The following is a 22687-nucleotide window of genomic DNA, read 5'->3' on the forward strand; positions in this document are numbered from 1 at the left end:
TGCAAACGCAAACATGGTTCCAATAATTTACTGTCACCAGTAGAGTATGAAAAACGCCATGTTCAACGGCTGGGAAGTGTCTAGGCTAATAGTGGCGATTCATGCTATCAGCTACATGTAGCCTCACGCTACGCTTTTGCTATTAGCAAAACCATTTCAAAGCAGCGCATCGCACCCGCCTTACGGATGCGGAGCTTCGCACTTGCGGGAAGAATGCGGGGTGAGAAGGCCCCGCAATCACGAAGCTCCGTCTCCTTACAGTCACTTCGATGCGCTTTTCGATTTTCAATCGGCTATCGCTGCGAAATTAACTTCGTTATTTCGAGCTAACGCGATTTATTTCTCATTTTCAATGAGAGCTATTTTAGCTTGTCTGTAAGTCAGACAAGCGTGAAGGTTTGCCCAGACTCGTCATCATCATATCGATATATGAAGTCTTTCTTCTGACTCGCTGACAAATGCCTGGATTTTGCAAACGTAAAACGCGTATTACCTGTTTTCTCTTTGTTTTTTATCTCCGCTGTCAGGTCTATTGTCATATCATTGTATGTATCCAGAACAACACTGCCACAACGTGCTCCCGACTTAGTCATGTGATTAATCGTAATCACTGTGTATCCAGCATACCTAAGATTTTTTAACCACTGTAAAAAGGCCTTAATAGCTACGGTATCAGCAGAATCAGCATCAGGCAGTAAGGAAGTCAAGTTGACTAAGACAAGAACTTTAGCTTCTGATTCCAGTAATTTAAGTTGAATTAGCATCTGCCCTTCTTTGCTTAATAGTGAAGGCAAGCCGTCCTCACAAAATTCGCCATTAAGAAAAATAAGATTGTGCATGAACGAGAGTTTTTGGTTAACGTCCAATCCGTGGCAGATCTTCTTGATGCGAGTTTTTAAATCAGAAAGAAGCATTTCACCATCAACGTATAGCACTCTTGACGCGATTTGAGCCTTCCATTTCAAAAACTCCCCAGCTGTCGCAATTGCAGCACACAAAGCCATTGTGAGCGTAGTTTTACCAAGTCCAGCTTCCGCTGAAATATTATTTATTGTCTTTGACAATATTAAGTTCCCCAAAAGCTCTTCTCTTTCAGGAATATTAGCTTCTAGTAACTCTCCGCAATCAAGAGCTTTCAAGTCATCAATATTCACTGCACCTGACAATATAGAATTAGCTTTATCCTTAAAAGTTTCGAGTACATCTTCTGGTGCTTTCAATACGTTTGTAAACCCTTTTCCAGCTGACTGTACAGTATCGTTTTTTAAATTTTTTAGTAACATTTCAAAACCATTATTAAATTCATTTCTGACCAATCTTCGCTTATATATCCTCGTTTAAGAAAAGGCATCACTGCCCGTCGACAGAACTAATTTATAAAAGAAATTTTTTTAAGGAAAAATGAGATTATGCTAAAAAACGGAAAAATTTGCTTAAGTGAACCCTACTCATGCAATGAGCATGTCGAAGACGATGCTCATTGCATGAGTAGGATTTTAATACTTTCAGAAGGAAAATAAAAAAGCGGATTACGCAAAAATTTTGCATAATTTTATTTTTTTTAATTTCATCATTGGAAGTATTCTTTGTTGGCTTTTTAAACAAAGGAAAACTATAGATGTACCAAGATAAATCTACTGAAACAAATGACGCACTAGTTAAAATTCAAAGATTCTGCACGAAGTATATTGCAGCAAGCGAAATAAGAAATATTCTCACGTGTATCATGGCTGCTAAAGGCGGCTTCTTGAACGACGCACTCATTAATATTGTGAAAGAAGATGAGCTTCGAATAGCTCTTAGGGCTTTGCTCAAGCAGCAAGCAGAAGATGGAGGGACTCTCTCTATGACTGATACAGAGCAGGATTGGCTTAGTGCTTATCTAGACTTTGTCTACCGTACAAGGTTTTGAAATTCCCGATAGATGGAGTCTTTGGGCAGTTTGAAACATTCATTAACTCGAAATTTAATTAATTTTTAAAGATTAAAAATTGAAATTAATGCTCTAAAATTTTCGACTCTACTAGAGTATTTATTCATTAGTGGCTTAGGGTGGTGATTTTCATCGCCCGATGCTCGATTAAAGCAACATATCCCCCTAAAAACTAAATATAATTTAAAAAAATCAAAACCGCTAACATTTAAGATCGGAAATCTTTAATATCTTCGAGCAAATCCTTAGTTTGCTTTCTTATCCTCTTGCCGAAATGATAATTAATTTGAGATTCAGTTAGTTTTTTCCCCTCTAAATCCTTGGGGAAATATTTAGTCAAAAGTTCTATCTTCTGCTTCCTGTCGTAATTATCAAAATTTGGGATGTAAGTGGTTTGATGACGATTTAACTTCAATTCTTTGAATGCTCTAGAAAATCTCTTCGGGCTTTTCTTTATATTGAATCTACTTGCCAACCTCTTTACATAGTGGTCTAGTTGATGTAACAATTGCTCGTCATCTATTTCAGAGAAAAAAAATAACCATCCTTTGCTTTTACCCTCAAAAACACACCCAGTTATTCTCATATCAAGTCGCCACATGAGGAAGTCTTCGTCACTGAATTTAGAATATCTGTGAGCAGTAAATATCGCTGCCAGCGAATCTTTTAGACGATCTACAGTTCCTTTACGAGCAGTTACTTTTGTACCTCTGAAATAATAACCTAAATAGCTAAAAGGATCACCTAATCTACCCATGACAGATTTATCCGAATCTGGAGAGATAGGATGAACTTCCAGCCCAATTTTTTTGAATTTACTGATTACAAATTCAGAAATATCAATAGCTTTATTGTAATCACAGAAAATTAAGACATCATCTACATAACGAAAAAACAAGATGTCAGAACGCATCTTTAATGTTCTGTCTATGTTGATCATGTAAATAGCTGCAAGCACGTTCGAAACGGATAGACCCTGGGGAACCCCTTTAACCTCTTTTACATCACTTTTTGATGAAGTCGATACTGTTGGGGTTGAGATCGCTCGTTCAATGATATTTTTAATTTTTTCAACTCTTACTCTTTTGCCTATTCTAGAAATCAGTTCGGAATGTTTTATCGACGGGTAAAAGTTTGAAACATCCAACTTAATAAATCCGGTATATTCCCCATTGGCATTAGCGCTTTTCACTTCTTTAATTACATCTTGAGGGAGTTTAAATTCGATAGTAGAATCAAATACATCAGACAGGAAATCTTTCAAAGCGCGTAGAGCAATTCTATCCCTAACTGTTGGTATAGATATCTCCCTAGGCGGTTTACCCTTTCCTTTAGGGATAAGCTTAAGTTTGTATTTGGTGAAGTCATAAGAGCCTGCACATGCTTTTCTTCTTAAAATTTCGACATGTTCATCCAACTGTTTATGAAACAGACTGGGAGTGAGGTTATCTAACCCCGATGCACCGGAGAGTGCAACATTTTGCTCAAATATGTATTTTAAGTAATCTTCGGAAAAATAATATTGAAATTTATCACTTACAGACTTCATAAGACTCAACGATAAAAAATATTATTAGAGGTATAGAATTTAATATAATTACCAGTAGACATCGCACGATTCGATAGATTATAAATTGAAACCATTGGTAGTTGCTGGGAGATTTTGAAAGGCCAGGCTTACATTTAGTTATACTATCGATTTTCCCAGGCGTATTTAAATGCTCTAGGCAAACAGCTTGTATATAATCAATATCTGAATGATTTTCACATAGCGACAAAACTTGGCTGTATTCTTCGCCTATTTTTTCTATATCATCAACGCTGCTAGTTTTTGATTGCTCGGTTGTGTACGCTAAATTTTGAATATTTTTTAAACGTTCATAGCAATCCTTAATCAATCCGGCCCGTTCTTTGAATGAAAGTCCAGATATAAAGACTGAGATAACAAGCGACATAACCGAATACATAACCCAAGCTACGCCTGCAAGTTCATTGTTGGTCGAAAACTTGAGGTAGTAAATAGAAGCTGAAGCCCCTGCTAGCGAATACCAAAGCAAGGACATCTGAGATAAGGAAGCATTTGAGAGTAAGCGTTTCTCTGTCTGTATGCGTGCTTTCCTTGTCCACCAGATATCATCACTGAAAGCCATAAGATCCCTTTACTAGATTAATTGTCAACGGGTGTTAAAAGTTAGTAATCAGTTAACATTCCATATGGAACAAGGTATTAAAACCTAAGGGCAAGCCCTTCTAAATTAGTTGCACTCTGCACATTTAAGCAGAGTGGTCGACTGAACGCCGACACACCCGAAGACCCTTTGATAGTAACAAAAGCTTCGGACAAAGCCAAAGATTAGAGATTAACTTTGTAAATTAAAACAGTTCCTTTTAATGGTCACTAGACTGCCCCATCCAACGAAGGGTGGTTCCCAGCTCTATCAAAGGCTGAGCTAATAGTAGTCATTAGCATAGTAGTCATTAGCAAAGATTGAGATCTAATTGCACATGCTCCATACGTTAATCTCTTTAGTTCTAAGTATTAACCTATCTAAAATAAACCTAATCCTAATAAAAAAGTTCATAACAATCATCAACTAGAAACAAATAATTAAATTTGTATATTTCGACCAAAAGATCTGGAACATGGCATACAACACACTGTATAAATATTAAGCGGCAGAACAAGAGATTTTCACGTAAAGTCTTAATAACTATCTCTAAACAGGATGTTTTATGATGAACAAAATATATTTATTAGTCATCATGTTATCTTTAAGTCCATTTTTTCTAAAGCTACGTCTTTATCTTTAGGAGAACAGACAGGTGATGACTTCGTTTACGATGAAGAAAAGGAATATGTCCAGCTTGACATCCTCGACTTAAAACTACCCAAGATAGATGACAACAATCAAAATAAGGTTCTAAAGCTTATTAACCTATTTAGTCATTTTGTGTTAGATAGAAAGAAGTTTGGAACTGCTTTTATTGAGGTAAAACCTGCCTTTGGCGAGGCCTTAAAGACGATACTTTTCAGCTATGAAATAGATGATAATAAGCGTTATAGTTTTAGCTATGTTGGTTCAAGTGAAAGCATATCTTTCCCTATTAGCAAAGCTTTTATATTTAACGACATCATTGACATAAACATCACAATAAAAGAATGGGAAAATGAGGAGTCCAGTGCATTGATTAAGAGAATTTTATCAACACCAGACTCCGGCAATTCGTCACTTTCATATACGGAGAAGCTTGCTAGCTATTCATCTGTTCTAGAGCTAATTGAAAGAGTTTTCCCCGCGGACAATGTAGAGCACGCAATGTCCCTTAGGATTAACAAAAATGATATCAGTAAAAAAAATATAGAAATTTTATCGGACAATGCTAATTTTTTTAAAATAAACCTACGTTCTGTCAAACCATATTTCGAAAATTTTGATATTGACAAGGGTATACAAAAAGCTGGAATAGAAACGTTTGAACCATGGATGGAAGTCATTAAGAACGCCGACAAAAATCTCGATTCAGATGGAAAAGAGCCTCTATTGGCTATTACTCAGTCTTTTTCTGACTATGTTCTTAGTTTACCATTAAACCACTTTGATCAAGCAATGTTCACCGCTTGCGCCATCTCCCAGTGGGCAAATGATGCCGTGAGGGGGCGAATTTATAATGAAAATGAACATGTGCAATTTACTGCCCATGATTATTCACGCCTGCCCTCTTCAGACCTTACTATCGCTAGAAACACAGACTGCGATTTTTCAGGAGTCAACTGTAAAAGCGATAATTGTTTAGCGATGTCTGATTTTATCAATAAGTCAGCAACTTCCCGTTCTCGCGAAATTGCTTCAAACTTGTATATAGATGGTGAAATAACCGTTAGCCTCTCTAATTCGGAAATAGTTCTAGACAGTGAAAAATTCAAAAATAGCTTTAGAATATCTAGATCAGCTTATTTTGATTCTGAGCCAACAGGAATTAAGTCATGGAGTTATCTTTTCAAAAAAGGCACGCTAGACTTGAGAATTGACGGTATAAAATACATAAAAAATAAAATCAGAATTGATTTAGTAGAGGATGATTCTGGCGAAGAGCGAAGATTCATAATTACAGGAATAGAAATCGATGATTTAAACGACATAGAAAACGAACAAAGCCTATTAACTTCCAACGGTACAGAGTGAACATTAATAGCATTAAATACTAAACTAAAAATATCACTATTATTTTATGAAATGGGAATAAATATTAAATGGTGATACTGACAGCTTTATCAAACTGTCTGATTACAAAATTCTTAATCCGTTATATAAGATTTTTTCAACAAGAGGCAGCAATAAATTCCTCGCTGCCATTATTTATCAAGAGTTTGAAAGCGAAGTATCTTGTGAATTGCTATTTTTGTATTCAGACACTAATCTAACTGCTATTCGTTGTTAGAGTTTAATTTTATTTTGATATTTTCAGACATCTTCGTAGGAAACGTTAGGTTGCTAGCTTGTTAGAGATCTAAAATGTCAAAAGCTGAATTTATGGAATTACGAACCTGTTCAACATTTGTATGCGCATAAATCAGTGTATGTTTTAGGGATGTATGGCATAAAGCTTTCGAAACAACGCTTACATCAGCGCCAGATTGAATTTGCCACGTTGCAAATGTTCGTCGCAGGTCATGTGGCCTGGGTCGTATGTTTCTGTTGTCGTGATACAGCCCAGCTAGTTTGATCGCTTCTTTCCATACGGGATCTCCACCAGTGATGTAACCGTATTTTGACTTTTTCTTTGAAGCGAATACGAAGGACTTATTACCTGTAAGTTCCCGACGCTTTAGTAAAATCTCAAGAGCGTAAGGATGGAGCGGTATTTCATAATGCTGACGTGTTTTTGTTCGAGTAGCGGGAATGAGCCAAACACCTGAGTTTAGATTGATATCAATCCATTGCATCATTTTCACGTTTGAGAGCCTTGCACCCGTGAATAACGCTAATCGGTAAATATCTGCAACATCTTGGTTAGAAACAGTATCTAAGGCTGTCATAAGGCGTTGAGCTTCACCATGAGTCAAGTATCTACTTCTCGTAACTCCTTGCATTTTTTTGCACCTTTCAAAGGGATTGTGCTGTAAGCCAACATCTTCAAAATCGATAACATAATTACAAGCTGATTTAAGGACTGAGAGGGCTTTGTTATGAGTACAATATCCCTTCATTTCTAATGTTTTGAAAAAGGCTCGCACATCCTTCTTTGTCAAATCCGAAACGATGTGGTGGCCTAGGACTTTTCGGACATGTAGGTTATAGGCTATTTCTAGACCATGCTTCCTTCCTGCGATAGTAACTTTATGGCATAGCTCGTTATCGCGATATAGTTCAAACATGCGATCGACTGTAAAGTATTTAAGTGATGGATTATCTATAGAGCTATCAGTTTTTGCGCTAACGTGTTGCTGATCGGCGATTAAGCGGGCAGTTGCGACACTCATATGGTTAGCATCTCCGATCTTCCGCTTTAGATCTTTGCTCGCTTTTTTAGCTCGATAGTAAAAGCTCATTGAGCCACTCGGTCTCACGACCAGCTTTAGATAGCTTCTATGCTTGTCGCTGTAGACTTGCACTACTGATTTAATTGTAAGATTATTAATGAAAGTATCTGAAAGGTTCTTTTCGATTTCAGCCATGTTCCACTTTTGCTCCACTGACTATTATTAAAGACAAGTGGAACAGCGCGGCTACAAGCCCCTAAAATTGTACAATTCCGCAGCCCAAAACTCACATAAACCATTGAAAATCAATGCTTTTATTGCAGGTGGGGCCACCATTTTTAAAGACTTCCAACGTTAGTAATCACCAACCATTTTCCTCTGTGCTACACATGTGCTACAGCGTTCATAAATAATGCTGGCGAAAATGTCATAACAGTCTTTTATTCAGTTAATCTAGCTCCTCTTTGCATCTATCATCACCCAATAGTCTTCTAGGGGAACTGTAGTGGTCAAGTAATTTTGGCCACATCGTTGTAGCTATTCCAGTAACGTTTCTCCGATTCATTCGGTGTTAAACCACCGTTGTATGAATGCGGTCTCAGTCGGCTGTATTAGCCATGAATGTAATCACCAATCTTCTGCTTTGCTTCAGTAAAGTTCCGGTAGCCAGTTGTTGGAATCCACTCGGTTTTAAGGCTCCTGAAGAAGCGTTCCATCGGGCTGTTATCCCAACAATTTCCTCTGCAACTCATGCTTTGTGTTAAGCGATACCGCCAAATTAGCTGACGGAATATTCGGCTTATAAATTGAAATCCCTATGCGCTTCTCTTTCTGAAATCAAAACTTCACGTTAACTTGACACACAAGTAACAACAAAATAACATAACCCTTATGACACCGGTGTCAAGTCAATGTATTCATTATGCAGTTGTGCGTTGGGAATTATTGAAAAAATTTAGGGAAGTTATGTCCAGATTCAACCCATATTTACTTATCACAATCTGTATATCTGCAACATGCGGATTATTATTTGGTTTTGACACCGCTATTATCGCGGGGGCATCTCCATTCATAGAAAAGGAATTCAGTGCTTCAATCGGACAAATAGAATGGATAGTGAGTGCTTGTGCATTAGGAGCTCTGTTTGGCGCGATTTCCAGCGGACGTGCAACAGACATTTTAGGTCGACGAAAGGTATTAGTGATTACTGGATGCATATTCGTTGCAGGCACCCTATTGGCAGCCTATGCGCAATCTGTTGCAGCGCTGATTGCAGGTCGTTTTATCCTCGGCTTTGCTGTTGGAACAGGTTCATTTGCGACGCCTCTGTTCATCGCTGAGATGGCTCCCGCTCAGTCACGGGGGAAACTCGTGCTATGGAACGGCGCGTTCCTTACTGGAGGACAGGTAATTGCATTTTTAGTAAATTTTTCACTGACCTCTTCGGGAGACTGGCGGTTGATGATTCTAAGCGGCATTGTTCCGGCAGTCATTCTTACTGTAGGCATGTGGTTTATGCCTGAATCTCCAAAGTGGCTTGCCCAAAAAGGCCAGGAGCAAAAAGCGCTAAAAATCCTATCTAAAATTCGTATGAGTAAGGATAGTGCGAAGACAGAACTCGACCTCATCAAGAGCACACTGAATGATAAACAAGCTAGTTTTCGGGAGTTATTAAATCCAAAGTTGAGAGGAGTCCTGGTAATAGGGTTGTTTATGGGGATTGGTCAACAGATGATGGGCATAAATACTGTTATGTATTATGGTCCGTACATCATGAAGAATATTGGCTTTTCCGGAGCAGAAACACAAATGTTTGGCACTCTGGGGTTAGGCGTAACGAACTTCCTTTTCACTATTCTCACACTGGCATTCATCGACAAATTAGGAAGACGCAAATTTCTACTTTGCGGCTCACTGTTAGCAGCACTGAGCCTGTTCGCTCTGGTCGTACTGTTGAACAATACAATGACCAGCACATCAGCGTATTTTGCCCTGTTTTTTCTCATGACTTTTATCATTGGTTACTGCATAAGTTTGGGCTCTCTGTTCTGGCTTCTTATCGCTGAAATTTTCCCCCTACACGCAAGGGGTACCTGCATGAGTTTTGTTGTTGCCATTCAGTGGGCAACAAACTTTCTCGTTTCAGCAACATTTTTAACCATATTAGCCAACCTGGGAATCGCCGTCACTTTTACCCTGTATGGCACTATTTCACTCATAGTCTTCATGTTTGTTTTACTCAAGGTGCCTGAAACCAAAGGCGTTCCTCTGGAAACAATAGAGAAAAATATTAATACAGGATTGCCAACCCGAAAGCTGGGTCATCTGGGCAATTAGTTTTACAAGGAAATTTAAAATGATTACAACTGAAAAGAGCCTGGAAGTTTCATCTGACAACTTCAGAAACTACACCGACTCCAAGTTCCAGGATAGAGTTGAGCGCACATATCGCGAAATGCAAACAAACCAGACGGTTGATTTCGTGAAAGAAAAAAAGCAACATTATTTTAAGCTCGCTTATGGCTCGATGGACGTGTATCAGGTATTTAAGCTTCTTGAAGACATTGTTGATGAAAGCGATCCTGACAGCGACTTACCACAAATTATTCATGCTTATCAGTCGGCAGAGTCCATCTGTGAATTTGCAATGAAAAATGAGACTGAGTTACGGGATGACCTATCCATAAAAACTCTGTTCAAACATAAAGCCTGGTCTGAATTACCCGGGAAATGGCGTGAACTATACGAGTCAAATACAATAAAAACACTGTACAGTCATATAGATGACTGGTCATGGTTTCCGCTTACAGGCTTTATTCATGATCTCGGCAAAGTGATGTTACTGCCACGTTTTGGCCAACTACAGCAATGGTGTGTAGTAGGCGATACCTATCCGGTAGGTGCTCCGTTTGCATCTTCCAATGTGTTTTACGACAAGAAGTATTTTCACCTTAGTCAGGATTACCCTGCTTATGAAAATATATCTGACACAAAGTTCGGGAAATACGACCGGAATTGTGGTTTTGATGCAGTAGATATGAGCTGGGGACACGATGAATACATCTATGAAGCAATGAGACAAGGCAGTCTCCTTAATAAAGAGTCGCTTTACCTCTTACGCTACCACTCATTTTACCCTTGGCACACACCGCAAAACGGAAGCATGGCTTATAGTGAACTAGCATCCGACTTTGACTGGTTAATGCTACCTCTGTTGAAAGCTTTTCAAAAAGCAGACCTGTATTCCAAAACACCGGATTTGCCGCCACAGCATATATTAGAAGCCAAATACAAAAAGCTGTTAGACAAATACATTCCTGCAAAATCGATTAGCTGGTAGCGCGACACTTGTACCTTTACTCACTCCAATAATTAACGCTTGCAGGAATATGAAGATGAAAGCGGGGATAGTTTCAAAATTAACTTTAGCGCTTACCGTGCTCTTTCCTGCAGGCGCTGAAGTTATTATATCAGACAGATTCAGTGCAGATCCTTCAGCACATAAGTTTGGTGATACGTACTACGTATATGCTACAAATGATGAAGACAACTCAGGTAAATACTGGGACTCTACTGACTGGCGGTTATTTAGCTCTACGGATCTTGTGAACTGGAATGATGAAGGCTCTTTTTTGCATAACAGCGTGTTCAGTTGGGCTGCAGAAGACGCCAAAGCATGGGCTCCCGGAGCTATTGAGCGAAATGGAAAATATTATTTTTATGCACCAGTAGGCGGCGATCAAATAGGCGTTGTTGTTAGTGATAACCCGAAAGGTCCCTTTGTCGATCCTATTAATAAAGCGCTTATTGAAAAGTCACGGGATAATAACGCAGGAGACGAACCCATTGATCCTGCACTGTTCATTGATATTGATGGTCAGGCTTATATGTACTTCGGCACCCGGGTGCCTAAAGTTGTTATGCTGGGCAGCGACATGATCAGTTTAGCCAGTGAAATCCGTGATGTTGAAATTACTGATTTCCCCTCCGGTGACGAAAAGAAACAATATGGAGAAGCTCCGTATCTTCATATGCATGAGGGAAAATACTACTTCACGTTTTCAACTGGCTGGCCTGGTCAAATTGTTTATGCTACCGGCGATTCTCCACTTGGTCCTTTTGAATACCAGGGTGTAATCATTGACTACCTGAACATAAATACTAATCATCAGGCCATATTGCAGGACGGAGATAAAAACTATATTTTTTATCACGATAGCATTAAGGAAGGCGGCGGCTATTACAGACGCTCCATCTTAGTTACAGAGCTGGAATATAGTGGAGAAAATGAAATTCGCCAGATTGACCTGAAAGCCAGAAAACTCAGAGATTAAAACATTGGCTCTTAGTATCATGAAACTAAGAGCCAATCCTTTATTTATTTTATAAATTTAGTTGAACAGCCCTGTCTCCAATGCAGGCGTGAAGAAATAAATCTTCACGTCTGCATTCAGTTTTAAGTGGCCAATCAGAACTTGTAAGACGTACCCAGGTAGAAAGTGCGTCCGCTAGTTGTCACATTATAAATGCGATCTGCCGTGTCACTGTACTGTTCATCAGCTTGATTGGTCATATTAATGCCTTCTAAAGTAACCTTGATATGTTCATTGATCTGATAGAACATAGATATATCCACGAAGGTTGAGCCATGCATACCATGTTCATCTTCATCTTCAGCAACGCCCGCTCCCCACGTTATGTAATCGCTCCGGCTGGCTGCTGAGATACGAGCTCCCCAAACATCAGTTTCATAAAAGATAGTGAAATTTGTGTTGTGTTTTGACAACCCTTCAAAAGTTTTATATTGATTTTCTCCGGAGTTCTGCACATTCTCATACAAGAATTCACCATCCGCAAACGTGTAGTTTGCAATGAAGCCAAGGTTATCAAACGGCTCAGGCAGGAAACTCAGTAGACTTTGATACGATAATTCCAGACCTTTAATATCAGTAGATCTGCCATTTTCAGGGCGCGTGTAGTTGAATAACGTATCCCCAGTCTGACCAAGAGTCTCATCCAGCAGTGACAGCGGAAAGCCTGTATCGCTGTAAGGAACTTCAACCGTAGTGCCAATGACAAAGTTATCAATTTGCTTGAAGAAAACCCCTGCAGAAACGGAGCCTTCTTCCGAAAAATACCATTCGAATGACATATCATAATTATCAGATTCATATGGCTGCAGTTTCGGGTTGCCGGCAGAAACATCCAGTCCCCTGGCCCCGTCAGGATCCACCTGAACCTCTCCGGATACGCCTAATGAGCCTAGTGATGGCCGGGTTACATTTTTTGCAGCACTAAAGCGAACTACAGTTTCTTCCGTAGGTTCCCAGGCAAGGTTAAGAGTAGGAAGCACACCGTTATAATCAGACCCAATATCAACCGCAACTCCATTTGTAATGCCATAAGACGTAATCTGAGTATCGTAATAGCGCAGTCCAATATTCCCCCTGAGAGTACTGTCGCTGAAATAATTCACCCACTCATATTCAACATATGCCGCGTTTGTATCTTCTTCCACCTTTCCCGTAGCACTGGTAACGATACTCGCTGCGCCCAGATCACGATTAACCCCATAGAAATCCATTGCCGAGTTTAAATCGATCGCAATCCAGTCAATATCGTCATGATTGGTATACGCGTAAGCAAACTGATCTATAGATCTTACTTCATTATTTTGAGGCGCTTCCTGATTTCTGCCAATATCGTTGTTGTCACGTAACTCCCGTGAGTTTTCGAATTTCTTAAACGAAACGCCGAATTTCAATGATGCATCATTTGTTAAGATATAACTGCCGTTAATCGCTAACATATCATAGGTATTATCGATTCTGTCTTCACGAAGGTCGATTTCCCGAAATGTCCAAACAGCCGCGTCAGTAGGAGTAATACTATAGGTATTAACGGGGTCAAACCTGCGCGAACCACGATAGTCCGTAGTAATATTTCCCATACTTTCTACATAAAATTTATCTCTCTTCGGTTGGCTAAACTTAGAACTGGAGTGTCCTATCAAAGTAGTTAATAACAAATCATCAGTGACATTCCATTTGTTTGTCAGCGTTATTTGCGTAAACTTAGTTGTATCCAGGTCTTCACGTGTTTCAGTACGCAATGGAGTATTTGAAAATTCGCCGTATACGGCTTCAAAACCATCGCCATCAGATGCAGGTATAATTTCAAGTGCATCGATATACCCTATAGCAGTGCTGCTAGAGCCAGAAGTGGGCAGGTGAAATTCCGCACGATTGTTTTCCAACTCGCTGTATAAAATATCAAAATCGAAGGTGAAATCAGGAGACGGACGATATTGAAGTGATGTGGCCAGGCCGGTTCTTGTCTGTTCATTTTGCCAGACAGAGTAGCGGTTACCGCGGTTAAAGAATATTTCTCCGTTTTCCAACGCAGTTTTCACATCCTGCGACAATGAATCGCTGTAACCTTCCGCATCCACAGTCCGCTTCCGCCAACGATAGCCATTGTAGCCTTGCTCATTAATATCTCTTTGACTATATGATGCTGAGAACAACGCGCCGAAGTTACCCCAAGTGTCTGATACGATGATTGACATTCGCGGGTCGGTACCTTCAGTTTGGCTATTTGTACCAATCTGTGCGCTTGCTGCCGCCGTGAAGCCGTCGTAATCAAATGGCTTGGCTGACCGTAAATTAACAGTTCCTCCGATACCGCCTTCATCGAGACTTGCCTGATAGGATTTTTTAACATCGATTTGATTAAACAACTCAGATGCAAAAATATTGAAATCAAATGCTCTTGAACGACTCACTGCACCACGACTATCCATTGCAGATGCGCTGGTCGCTAATCCTTCCATGCCATTGACCTGCACACGCGCAAAGTCAGGCCCCAGTCCGCGCAGAGATATATTTCGACCTTCCCCCCCTTCTCGGGTAATTGAAATCCCCGGTACTCTCTGCAGCGAATCTGCCAGATTCAGATCGGGAAAATCTGCAATGTCTTCAGCAACGATCGAGTCCTGCGAACCGATAGCATTGCGCTTTAAATCCCGGGCTTTGATTAATGAACTTCTGAAACCTTTAACCTCTATCACTTCCTGAATTTCATTATTATCATTTTCATCTGCAGTGGCAGCCTGAGTTTGCAAACCGGCTATCCCAGCGACAACGGCTACCGACATCAAACTTTTTTTAAAAATAAATTTCATTTGAGTGCTCCTAAATACGGATTAGTCCTATCGTTCGAATCCAAAATTTATGCTGTTGATAACAATACACTTGAAATTTTTCTGGCTATTCAAACTGTCGGTTAACAGCGTCAATTCGAATTACAGTGGTAACGAATGACAAAACACTCTTTTGAAAAGCTATGTGTATCGCGGCAAAGTGAAAACAAATAAGTTGGAAGTTAATCAACTGTTAACACTGGGTTAACTATAATCGTCGTTTGACACCGGTGTCAATCCTAGGTGTTAAATTTCTGATATTGACGAACATGATGATAAATACAGATAATTTTTATAAGAAATTGCTATGTGGTTTTATTGGGAAGTTAGTTCAATCACACTGAATAGTAAGTGCCGCATACTATACTCATAAAAATTTTAAGTTTAATAAGCGGAATCTGCTTACATTTAATTTCACCAAATATTAGTATTGTTATGAAATCGAAATTTCGCTGATCGATCACAGAGGCAAATAGTTTTCATGAAACCTGCAACAATCAATGATGTAGCCAGGCAGGCTGGCGTATCAAAAAAGACCGTATCACGAGTCATCAATAATGAAATTAATGTCAGTGAATCCATGCGTGAGAAAGTTCAGAAAGCTATACTGGAAACCGGATTTAAGCGAAATCCCCTTGGTATGGCTTTGGCAAAAAATCGCTCATTTTTTATAGCGCTATTGACTGACAATCCAAGTCCTGGTTATCTGATGAAGTTGCAGAGGGGAATTTTACAAGGCTGTACTGAAGAACAAATGGGGCTCTTCCTCTACGATTGTAGCTATTACTCAAGTAATCTACTAAAAGAGATTGAGGAGTTTATAGATAACACACTGGTTGATGGACTTATTCTGGCGCCTCCGATCTGCGATAAACTGGAATTGCTCGAAATGCTCAGTACCAAGGGGATTAACTATATGCGCATCGGTCCCAGTTACAAAAGTCGCGGGGAATTTGTTGGACTCAATTATCAAAAAGCGGCTTATGACGTTACAGATTACCTGATTCGCCTGAAGCACCGGCGAATTGGTTACATCCAGGGCCATCCGGACGAAGAGTCCAGTATAATTAAAGAAGCCGGGTTCAGGAAAGCATTTGAGGATCATGAGCTAAACCCTGATGAGTCATTATTAGCACAAGGCTACTACACTTATCAGTCCGGCAGAGATGCAGCATCAGTCCTGTTAAATAAATCACCCAGACCGACGGCGATTTTTGCTTCTAACGACGAAATGGCCGCTGGCGTGCTTTATGAAGCTCAAAGCCGTGGAATAAAAATTCCGGATGAACTTTCCATTTGCGGTATTGATGACATATCTATTACTACGAAGGTGTTTCCTAATATTACAACATACCGTCACCCTTTGGTGAACATAGGTTATCGTGCTGCTGTACGGCTGATTCAACGACTAAAGAGTAAGCAAAGTAACTCAACTGATAATAATGAAATATTTGATGGAGAATTAGTCATTCGGGATTCTACCACCAGCGTTAAATAGTAACGTTCTGATCTTCGTTGGTTTAGTCTACTAATGAGTCTGGTATTGGGAATATTAACCTGTATTAGTTTAATACCTGAGTTTACTATCGAAAATGACGCACTTATCTCTATTAGCGATTAACGATAATCGCGACTGCAAGATTCCGGTGTAAACTGACAGCCTGGTTTTGCCCCTCGAAAGTCTGAAAGCGACTCGTCAACCATGACTCCAGCGCCAAACACTCTTATATATGGCTACCCTGCAATCAACGTCCCGGGAATTTGTAAAAAGCGAATCCATGGCTGTCCTGCCCGCCTTCCAACTGACCTTATTCTTATTTAAAGATAATTCATGAACACTAGTTTTGGTCAGGAGCTTTTATTCACGGCAGCATATCAAGTGGGCTGCTAGTAATCATTTGGCTAAGCGGTATATTGGAAACTTCCAGCACACCCTATCGGCCTTACCAATACAGAAAAACAGTGAACATCACTTATCTGGCATGGAAAGGATTCATGCATTAAACACAATACCATTCCGCATTGAATTTCACAAATATCACTTATCATCAACGCATTAAGATTCATAAACCTAAACAATGTTGATTTTTTGTTGACATGCATAACTATCAAAAGCATAGTTATTTGGCCTTACCAAAGCAATCTAAAGTCTTGTTTGCTGAGGAGCCTGAAGGTATAGCACGGCATGCGTACTAACCGGTTGCTATTGATTAGTAGCACGTACGAACATAAATGCCAGATGATTTTTTTCACGGGTGAAGTCGATTCAGGGTAGTAATTATTCGTCGTTCGAAGTTATAGATGATTTCAACAAGCGAAATTCAACGGCACTCCACTGATGAACCTGCCCCTACTCGTTAGATAAAAATCGCAGGTCGTGTTCTTGAGATGACAATGGTTCCATCACCATCTACCTCAAAGGAGAGAAAATAATGATTCGCCGTGATTTTATTAAGGCCAGTGTACTTGCAGGGCTTTACTCCCAGCTTTCAGCCTGTTCCAGTTCATCAAAACAGGTATTTTCATCACTTGAAAGACAGTTTGATACCAACCGTAAAATTGCCGCCGATCGGGTTCAATTGCCCCAAGGGCCAAGTTTGCATGTTAGTAGTTTTGGTGCCGTGGGTGATGGCAAAACACTGAATACTGATATCTTACAGCGGGCATTAAATAGCGCGGCAACACAAGGGGCAAAATTAGTCATTGATGGAGGACAATTTGTTACCGGTACTCTCATCATTCCAACCAATACGCACCTGCACATTGAAGAAGGTGCCGCCTTACTTGGAAGTAATAATATTGCGGATTATCAGCGCTCAGCCCGGGGCTGGTACACGCTGTTAAGTGCTCACAAAGCCAGCAAAATTTCAATCTCCGGCGGAGGTAAAATTGACGGACGTGGACGGCAAACAGCACTGAATATTGATTATATGCATCACTCTGGTGAGAGGCCGGTAGACAATTATAATTCTCGCAGAATGCGCCCCCATGAATCAGACCGTCCTCAGATTATTGATTTTATTGACTGTCATCAGATTTCAATCTTCGATGTCACCATTACAAATTCAGCTAGCTGGGTACAAACCTATTATCATTGCACAGATGTACACATCGATAATATCAAGGTAGTAAGTGACGCTTACTGGAACAACGATGGTATAGATTTTGATGGTGTAGTTAACGGCCGGATATCAAACTGTTTTATAAACGCTGCTGACGATGCCATTTGTATAAAATCAGAACAGGATACTCAAATTAACGATTCCATAATAATTGAAGACTGTATTGTTCGTTCAAGTTCCAATGGCGTCAAATTCGGAACATCCTCTTATAAAGGTTTCAAAAACATTACAATTCGTAATATCCATGCGTTTGACACCTACCGTTCGGCTGTATGTCTGGGTTGCGTAGATGGGGGGTATATTGACAATATTAAAATAAAAAATATCACTGCTACTAATACAGGTAATGGTTTTGTCATAAGACTCGGGCAGCGATATCAAAGTGCGCCTCCGGGTTCAATTCGTAATGTAACCATTGATGGACTCACAGCTCAAATTGCTTTTATGCGAGCGGATAGCAGCTACCAGCTACGTGGACCGGGGTTGAATGCATTTTTTAATCCTATCCCGGCTTCCATTACCGGGTTACCTGATGCAAAAGTTACTGGTATTACTCTCAAGAATATCTCATTAACGTACCCCGGCGTTGCCAATAAAGGGCTTGCTTATATTCCTGTTAGCCAGCTTTTTCAGGTACCAGAGAAACGCAGGGAGTACCCTGAATATTCCATGTTCGGTGAGCTACCGTCTTGGGCTCTATATGTCAGACATGCCACCGGCATCAATCTTAAAAATCTCAAATTGAATGAACTTGATTCTGACTTCAGACCAGCTCTGGTTCTTGATGATGTGGCAAAACTGGTAATTAATGATATAGATATAGGTACCAGTAAAGTCCACCAACAATTGATACTCAATGATGTCAGCGGGGCCTCTGTATATAATGTATCGTTGCAAGGAAAATTGTTAGCCTCAGGATTAAAACTAGGTCAAACAACATCTGTCGACAGTGATGTCCCGGGGTTGATGGATATCTAAAAACGTCAGATTAATGTCCAATAATCAATTGGGTTATAAAGACAATACAAAAGCTCAATTATAGTGGTAGCCGTTGACCTTATAAGGTCAACGGCTTTTGATATCCTATACTAACAAAGCAATTACCGTGAGTCCCTATAATGCGACCTGAAGATCGTGATGAAGATTCTCAGGACACTTCGTTATGGACTGAAGCCCCGGCTCCGGCCGCACTATAAAGTCTGATTGAAGAAAGACTGTTGATAATGCATACCAATTTCTTTATAAAATAGGTATTTACACGCAACATGCCTATTGAATTTTATAGGCCATGACAAAAGCTGAAAAGAGAATAATCCTTATTTTACAAACAACCCTGCCACTTCCTGCCAGCGGGCTTCGCTTTCCGCCACCAGCAATTTGCCGGTGATTTGCGGTGTGTACTCGCTGCCGTCGATCATTCTTGCTACTGCCCCGGCTTCTTTGGTAATGAGTAATCCTGCGCCATGATCCCACAAATTAAGCTTGTTCTGGAATAACACGAAAGAGACGGCGCCGGTGTTGAGCAAACGATATTCTGCTGCCGCACAGCGGTAATCCATCACCCGCCCCATTTTCATTACGGCTTTCACCGCTTGTTCCCGCTCTTCTTCCTTTGTGACGCCGAAAGAGTAACATCCCATGGTATCTGTAAGTGGCAGTGTACCGTGACGATTAGCCGTTAACGGAACGTCTGAACCGTTTATGCGCTGAAAAGCCCCCTGCCCTTTGATTGCCCATAAATAGTCGCCGGTCACAGGCTCAAAGATAATGGCAGCGGTCATTTCACCGTGACTGGCGATACCCAGCATCACGCCGAAGTTCACCGAACCGTTGGCGTAATGCCAGGTCCCGTCGATGGGGTCGAGCACAAAACTGAGAGGTGCATCACCGAACCGTTCTAATGCTGCCGGGTCCTCATACACACTTTCCTCACCAATCAGTAACGCATCGGGGAACAGTTCACGAAGTCGCTGAAGAATGAAGGTTTCAGCCGCTTTATCTGCTACGGTCACGAGATCGTGGTGACTTAGCTTTTCTTCTATCTGCCCGTTTTGTAGTTGTCTGAAACGGGGCATGATTTCAGCGTCAGAGGCTTCTTTGCAAATACCGGCAAGCAGGTGTAACTGTTCTTTATCTATCATTGTGATCCCTGAGTGATATGACGAAGGTAGAATTGGGGTTATTCCCGTATGTGTTCATAATGCCACGGTGAGCAAAACGTGCCAGACATGAATCATCAAACCCGACATCCGGGGCTGATTTCAACACCGCCAGCTCTGTTCTGAGCACCCATGCTGGTCTACACTACACCGCTAATTTTCCAAAAGGGTTACAATGCTGAATAAATTGATCTTATTACCGGTCAAAGGGCTGATCACCATACTGCCGTTTGCCATTACTATCTATTTTCTTGTCTGGCTGGTCAGTACAACGGAAGCATTGTTATCGCCCTTTCTTCCTGAAGATTACTACTTCCCTGGCCTTGGCGTCGTTACAGTCATTCTCGCCCTGACTGCCGTCGGCATTTTAATTAACGCCTATCTGTTCAACTGGGTTATTTTGTTAGGTGAACGTATTTTTGCCCGCGTACCGGTAGTAAAAACATTGTTCGGTGCCGTGCAGGATGCAGTAGAACTGTTTGAAGTAAAGCCTGACGAAGACAGCAGAAAAGCGGTTTCCGTAGAAATGGAAGGTGGCATTAAGTTAATTGGCTTTATGACCAGCGATAAGGTGGCCAATAAGTTATTTCCTGATGAGGACAAAGTAGCCGTGTATTTGCCCATGAGCTATCAGATTGGCGGATACACGCTGTACTTACCGAGGGAAAAAGTTACGCCGCTGGATATTGATGTAGAAACCGCCATGCGCATAGCAGTGACCGGGGGTAATTCGATTGAAAAAGACAATTAGCCATAGTTGTTCTCAAAATCTCTGCTGAGATCTGCCAGCGTCACCTCTCCAAACCGCTGGAGCAAAAGTGCTTCAGCATCTTTCATCGCACCGTCGAGTGCGCGATTTACCGCATGCTCAATTAAACAGTTGTTGTGCTCATCAGTGAGTCCTATAGTAAATACACTTCTTTCACCAAGAGCACGGTGAATATCAAGCAATGTAATATCTGACAGGGAACATGAAAGCGACCATCCCCCCTTATGTCCTTTTACTGCTGCAACGTACCCGCACTCTCTTAAAAGCGCCATCGTTCTCCTGACCACCACAGGGTTTGTAGTAAGCATTTTAGCAATGCTTTCTGACGTTACGGGTTGTTCGTGCACGTCCAGATGAACCAGAACATGCAGCACCCGCGAAAGGCGGCTGTCTTTTCTCATTTTACATTCTCTAATTTCAATTAGTTGAGCATAACATGAAACTTTTAATGTTACATGATTCATGCTAACTTAAATTTGTAACATCATAAGTTACATTAAATCTACCGGAGCGACATTATGAACTATGACGTCATCATTATCGGAGGCAGTTTCGCCGGTTTATCGGCAGCCATGCAACTGGTCCGTGCTCAACGCAATGTGCTGGTAATCGATTCAAATCTACCAAGAAACCGGTTTGCATCCGCATCTCACGGCGTATTCTGTCTGGACGGCAAAACACCGGATGAAATCCGTAAAACGGCATTAGAGCAACTATTTGCTTATCCGACCTTCACGTTATGGCAGGACGCTGTAATAACGACGGAAAAGCTGCAAAATGTGTTTAAAGTCAGAACCCGTCAGGATATTGAAGCAACCGGCAGAAGGCTGATACTAGCTTGCGGCATAGCAGACAAATTGCCTGAACTGCCGGGAATCAAAAAATACTGGGGTAAAAATGTTGTTCATTGCCCCTATTGTCACGGATACGAAATTCGCAATACTGAGCTTGGTGTACTGGCCACATCAGACATGTCTCTCCACCAGGCGGCAATGCTCCCGGACTGGGGCAATACAACATTATTCACTCAGGGCATGTATACGCCTGAAGGTGATCTTTTGTCACTTTTAGAATCCCGGAAAGTGCGTATAGAGGATACACCTGTCGTTGCAGTGAATGGTAATGATGCGAAAATGGAGTCTGTCACCCTCGCAGGGGGGAGAATTATTCCTCTGGGCGGTTTGTATGTCTCTCCGCAAATAGAAGTGCATGCTCCGTTTCTGAAACAGCTGAGTCTGGCCCTTGCCGATTCACCGGCAGGCAAAGTTGTTTGTGTAGATGCTTTTAAAGAGAGTTCCGTTAAAGGCGTATTCGTAGCCGGCGATTTATCTAACCCGATGCAGAGTGGAACACTTGCTGTTGCATCCGGAACACTTGCAGGTATCGGTGCGCATAAATCGTTGATATTTGACCAGACCTGAGTTTATGAATGGTGTTCTGAAGAAGCTTTGATAACATAGCGCTATCTCCGGTATTTCAGAAGTATTAATAGTGAAATTAACATTAGCTCAGCCAGATCACGTTCCCGCGCTACTTGAAATCGCAAAAGATGCGCGAATAACCAGGACAAGTGGCGTACCGGAAAATTGTAGTGAGCAGGACGTCCTGAAATGGATTGCTGCCGGAAAATCAATCCCTCCTCAGGAGATGCATTTCGTCATTACCATGGGCTCTGAAACGGCAGGATGCTGTATTTTGAAGAAAATAGACTGGCGTAAACGGGAAGCAGAACTTTCATACTGGCTGGGAGTGGATTTCTGGGGAAAAGGCCTGGGAACAAAAGCGGCAGAAAGTATGTGTGAACTGGCTTTCGGAATACTCGGAATGGACAGACTGGTATCGCATTATCTGAAAAAGGGTAATGCGCCTTCCGGAAAGATACTCGCAAAACTTGGCTTTACTGACGACGAGGACAAAGAGGATCTGCCGGCGGAAGGCCGTTTTCTCATTGAAGAGAGTGATGTATGGACCTTTGTAAAACTGAACAGAAGTCAGTTTATTTCAGGCCGCTAAACGACGGC

Annotated in this window: 17 protein-coding genes and 1 pseudogene; 10 read left to right on the plus strand and 8 right to left on the minus strand. The window is 41.0% G+C overall.

Translation table 11 applies throughout. The annotated features are described in order from the left end of the window. Positions 1–380: 380 nt before the first annotated feature. Positions 381–1316, minus strand: coding sequence for an AAA family ATPase (locus ACXAGC_RS18940; protein ID WP_474846317.1), 936 nt, complete (start codon positions 1314–1316; stop codon positions 381–383). A gap of 302 nt (positions 1317–1618) precedes the next feature. Between ACXAGC_RS18940 and ACXAGC_RS18945 the strand changes: the two genes are divergently transcribed. Next, entirely contained in the window at positions 1619–1912 is a 294-nt protein-coding gene (locus ACXAGC_RS18945) for a hypothetical protein (protein WP_474846319.1), read from the plus strand. A 229-nt stretch (positions 1913–2141) separates the two neighbouring features. Here ACXAGC_RS18945 and ACXAGC_RS18950 read toward each other — a convergent pair whose 3' ends face one another. Further along, complete coding sequence (locus tag ACXAGC_RS18950) at positions 2142–3482, minus strand: reverse transcriptase domain-containing protein (protein WP_474846321.1); 1341 nt, start codon at positions 3480–3482, stop codon at positions 2142–2144. Beyond that, positions 3466–4083 (minus strand): SLATT domain-containing protein, encoded by a 618-nt coding sequence (locus tag ACXAGC_RS18955; protein ID WP_474846323.1) that lies wholly within the window; start codon positions 4081–4083, stop codon positions 3466–3468. Before ACXAGC_RS18955 ends, ACXAGC_RS18950 begins: the two co-directional genes overlap by 17 nt. A 576-nt stretch (positions 4084–4659) precedes the next feature. On the opposite strand from ACXAGC_RS18955, the gene ACXAGC_RS18960 reads away from it, so the two are divergent. Continuing rightward, positions 4660–6117, plus strand: coding sequence for a hypothetical protein (locus tag ACXAGC_RS18960; protein WP_474846325.1), 1458 nt, complete (start codon positions 4660–4662; stop codon positions 6115–6117). Between the two features lie 317 nt (positions 6118–6434). On the opposite strand, the gene ACXAGC_RS18965 is transcribed toward ACXAGC_RS18960, so the two are convergent. Next, a complete protein-coding gene (locus tag ACXAGC_RS18965) occupies positions 6435–7610 on the minus strand; it encodes a tyrosine-type recombinase/integrase (protein WP_474846327.1) in 1176 nt (391 codons plus the stop codon). Positions 7611–7924: 314 nt separating this feature from the next. Next, positions 7925–8230: pseudogene (locus tag ACXAGC_RS18970) on the minus strand (integrase core domain-containing protein); the annotation flags it as partial. A 151-nt stretch (positions 8231–8381) separates the two neighbouring features. On the opposite strand from ACXAGC_RS18970, the gene ACXAGC_RS18975 reads away from it, so the two are divergent. Genes ACXAGC_RS18975 through ACXAGC_RS18985 form a run of 3 tightly spaced genes read left to right on the plus strand, consistent with a single transcriptional unit; the run spans position 8382 to position 11749 of the window. Then, positions 8382–9752 (plus strand): sugar porter family MFS transporter, encoded by a 1371-nt coding sequence (locus ACXAGC_RS18975; protein ID WP_474846329.1) that lies wholly within the window; start codon positions 8382–8384, stop codon positions 9750–9752. A gap of 19 nt (positions 9753–9771) precedes the next feature. Further along, entirely contained in the window at positions 9772–10755 is a 984-nt protein-coding gene (locus ACXAGC_RS18980; protein ID WP_474846331.1) for an inositol oxygenase family protein, read from the plus strand. A gap of 55 nt (positions 10756–10810) precedes the next feature. After that, positions 10811–11749 carry a family 43 glycosylhydrolase gene (locus tag ACXAGC_RS18985; protein ID WP_474846333.1) on the plus strand — a complete coding sequence of 313 codons (939 nt, stop codon included), beginning with the start codon at positions 10811–10813 and terminating at the stop codon, positions 11747–11749. A 134-nt stretch (positions 11750–11883) separates the two neighbouring features. Here the strand turns inward: ACXAGC_RS18985 and ACXAGC_RS18990 are convergent, their stop codons facing one another. Next, a complete protein-coding gene (locus tag ACXAGC_RS18990; RefSeq protein ID WP_474846335.1) occupies positions 11884–14598 on the minus strand; it encodes a TonB-dependent receptor in 2715 nt (904 codons plus the stop codon). Between the two features lie 499 nt (positions 14599–15097). On the opposite strand from ACXAGC_RS18990, the gene ACXAGC_RS18995 reads away from it, so the two are divergent. Together ACXAGC_RS18995 and ACXAGC_RS19000 are read left to right on the plus strand one after the other, a co-directional pair. Further along, positions 15098–16114, plus strand: coding sequence for a LacI family DNA-binding transcriptional regulator (locus ACXAGC_RS18995; RefSeq protein WP_474846337.1), 1017 nt, complete (start codon positions 15098–15100; stop codon positions 16112–16114). A 934-nt stretch (positions 16115–17048) separates the two neighbouring features. Further along, the gene (locus ACXAGC_RS19000) at positions 17049–18716 is read left to right on the plus strand and encodes a glycoside hydrolase family 28 protein (protein WP_474846339.1); all 1668 of its coding nucleotides are present in this window, start codon (positions 17049–17051) and stop codon (positions 18714–18716) included. 338 nt (positions 18717–19054) lie between these two features. On the opposite strand, the gene ACXAGC_RS19005 is transcribed toward ACXAGC_RS19000, so the two are convergent. Continuing rightward, positions 19055–19879, minus strand: coding sequence for an inositol monophosphatase family protein (locus ACXAGC_RS19005; RefSeq protein WP_474846341.1), 825 nt, complete (start codon positions 19877–19879; stop codon positions 19055–19057). Positions 19880–20072: 193 nt separating this feature from the next. On the opposite strand from ACXAGC_RS19005, the gene ACXAGC_RS19010 reads away from it, so the two are divergent. Next, the gene (locus ACXAGC_RS19010; RefSeq protein ID WP_349584786.1) at positions 20073–20648 is read left to right on the plus strand and encodes a DUF502 domain-containing protein; all 576 of its coding nucleotides are present in this window, start codon (positions 20073–20075) and stop codon (positions 20646–20648) included. Here the strand turns inward: ACXAGC_RS19010 and ACXAGC_RS19015 are convergent. Further along, complete coding sequence (locus tag ACXAGC_RS19015) at positions 20645–21067, minus strand: RrF2 family transcriptional regulator (RefSeq protein ID WP_474846343.1); 423 nt, start codon at positions 21065–21067, stop codon at positions 20645–20647. The two genes, ACXAGC_RS19010 and ACXAGC_RS19015, sit on opposite strands and share 4 nt — an antisense overlap. Before the next feature lie 117 nt (positions 21068–21184). Between ACXAGC_RS19015 and ACXAGC_RS19020 the strand changes: the two genes are divergently transcribed. Both ACXAGC_RS19020 and ACXAGC_RS19025 read left to right on the plus strand, forming a co-directional pair. Next, positions 21185–22087 (plus strand): NAD(P)/FAD-dependent oxidoreductase, encoded by a 903-nt coding sequence (locus ACXAGC_RS19020; protein WP_474846345.1) that lies wholly within the window; start codon positions 21185–21187, stop codon positions 22085–22087. A gap of 70 nt (positions 22088–22157) precedes the next feature. Continuing rightward, positions 22158–22679, plus strand: a complete 522-nt coding sequence (locus ACXAGC_RS19025; protein ID WP_474846347.1) for a GNAT family N-acetyltransferase — start codon at positions 22158–22160, stop codon at positions 22677–22679. Positions 22680–22687: the final 8 nt, after the last annotated feature.

The organism is Alteromonas sp. AWJ4_197 (genome assembly GCF_056160285.1).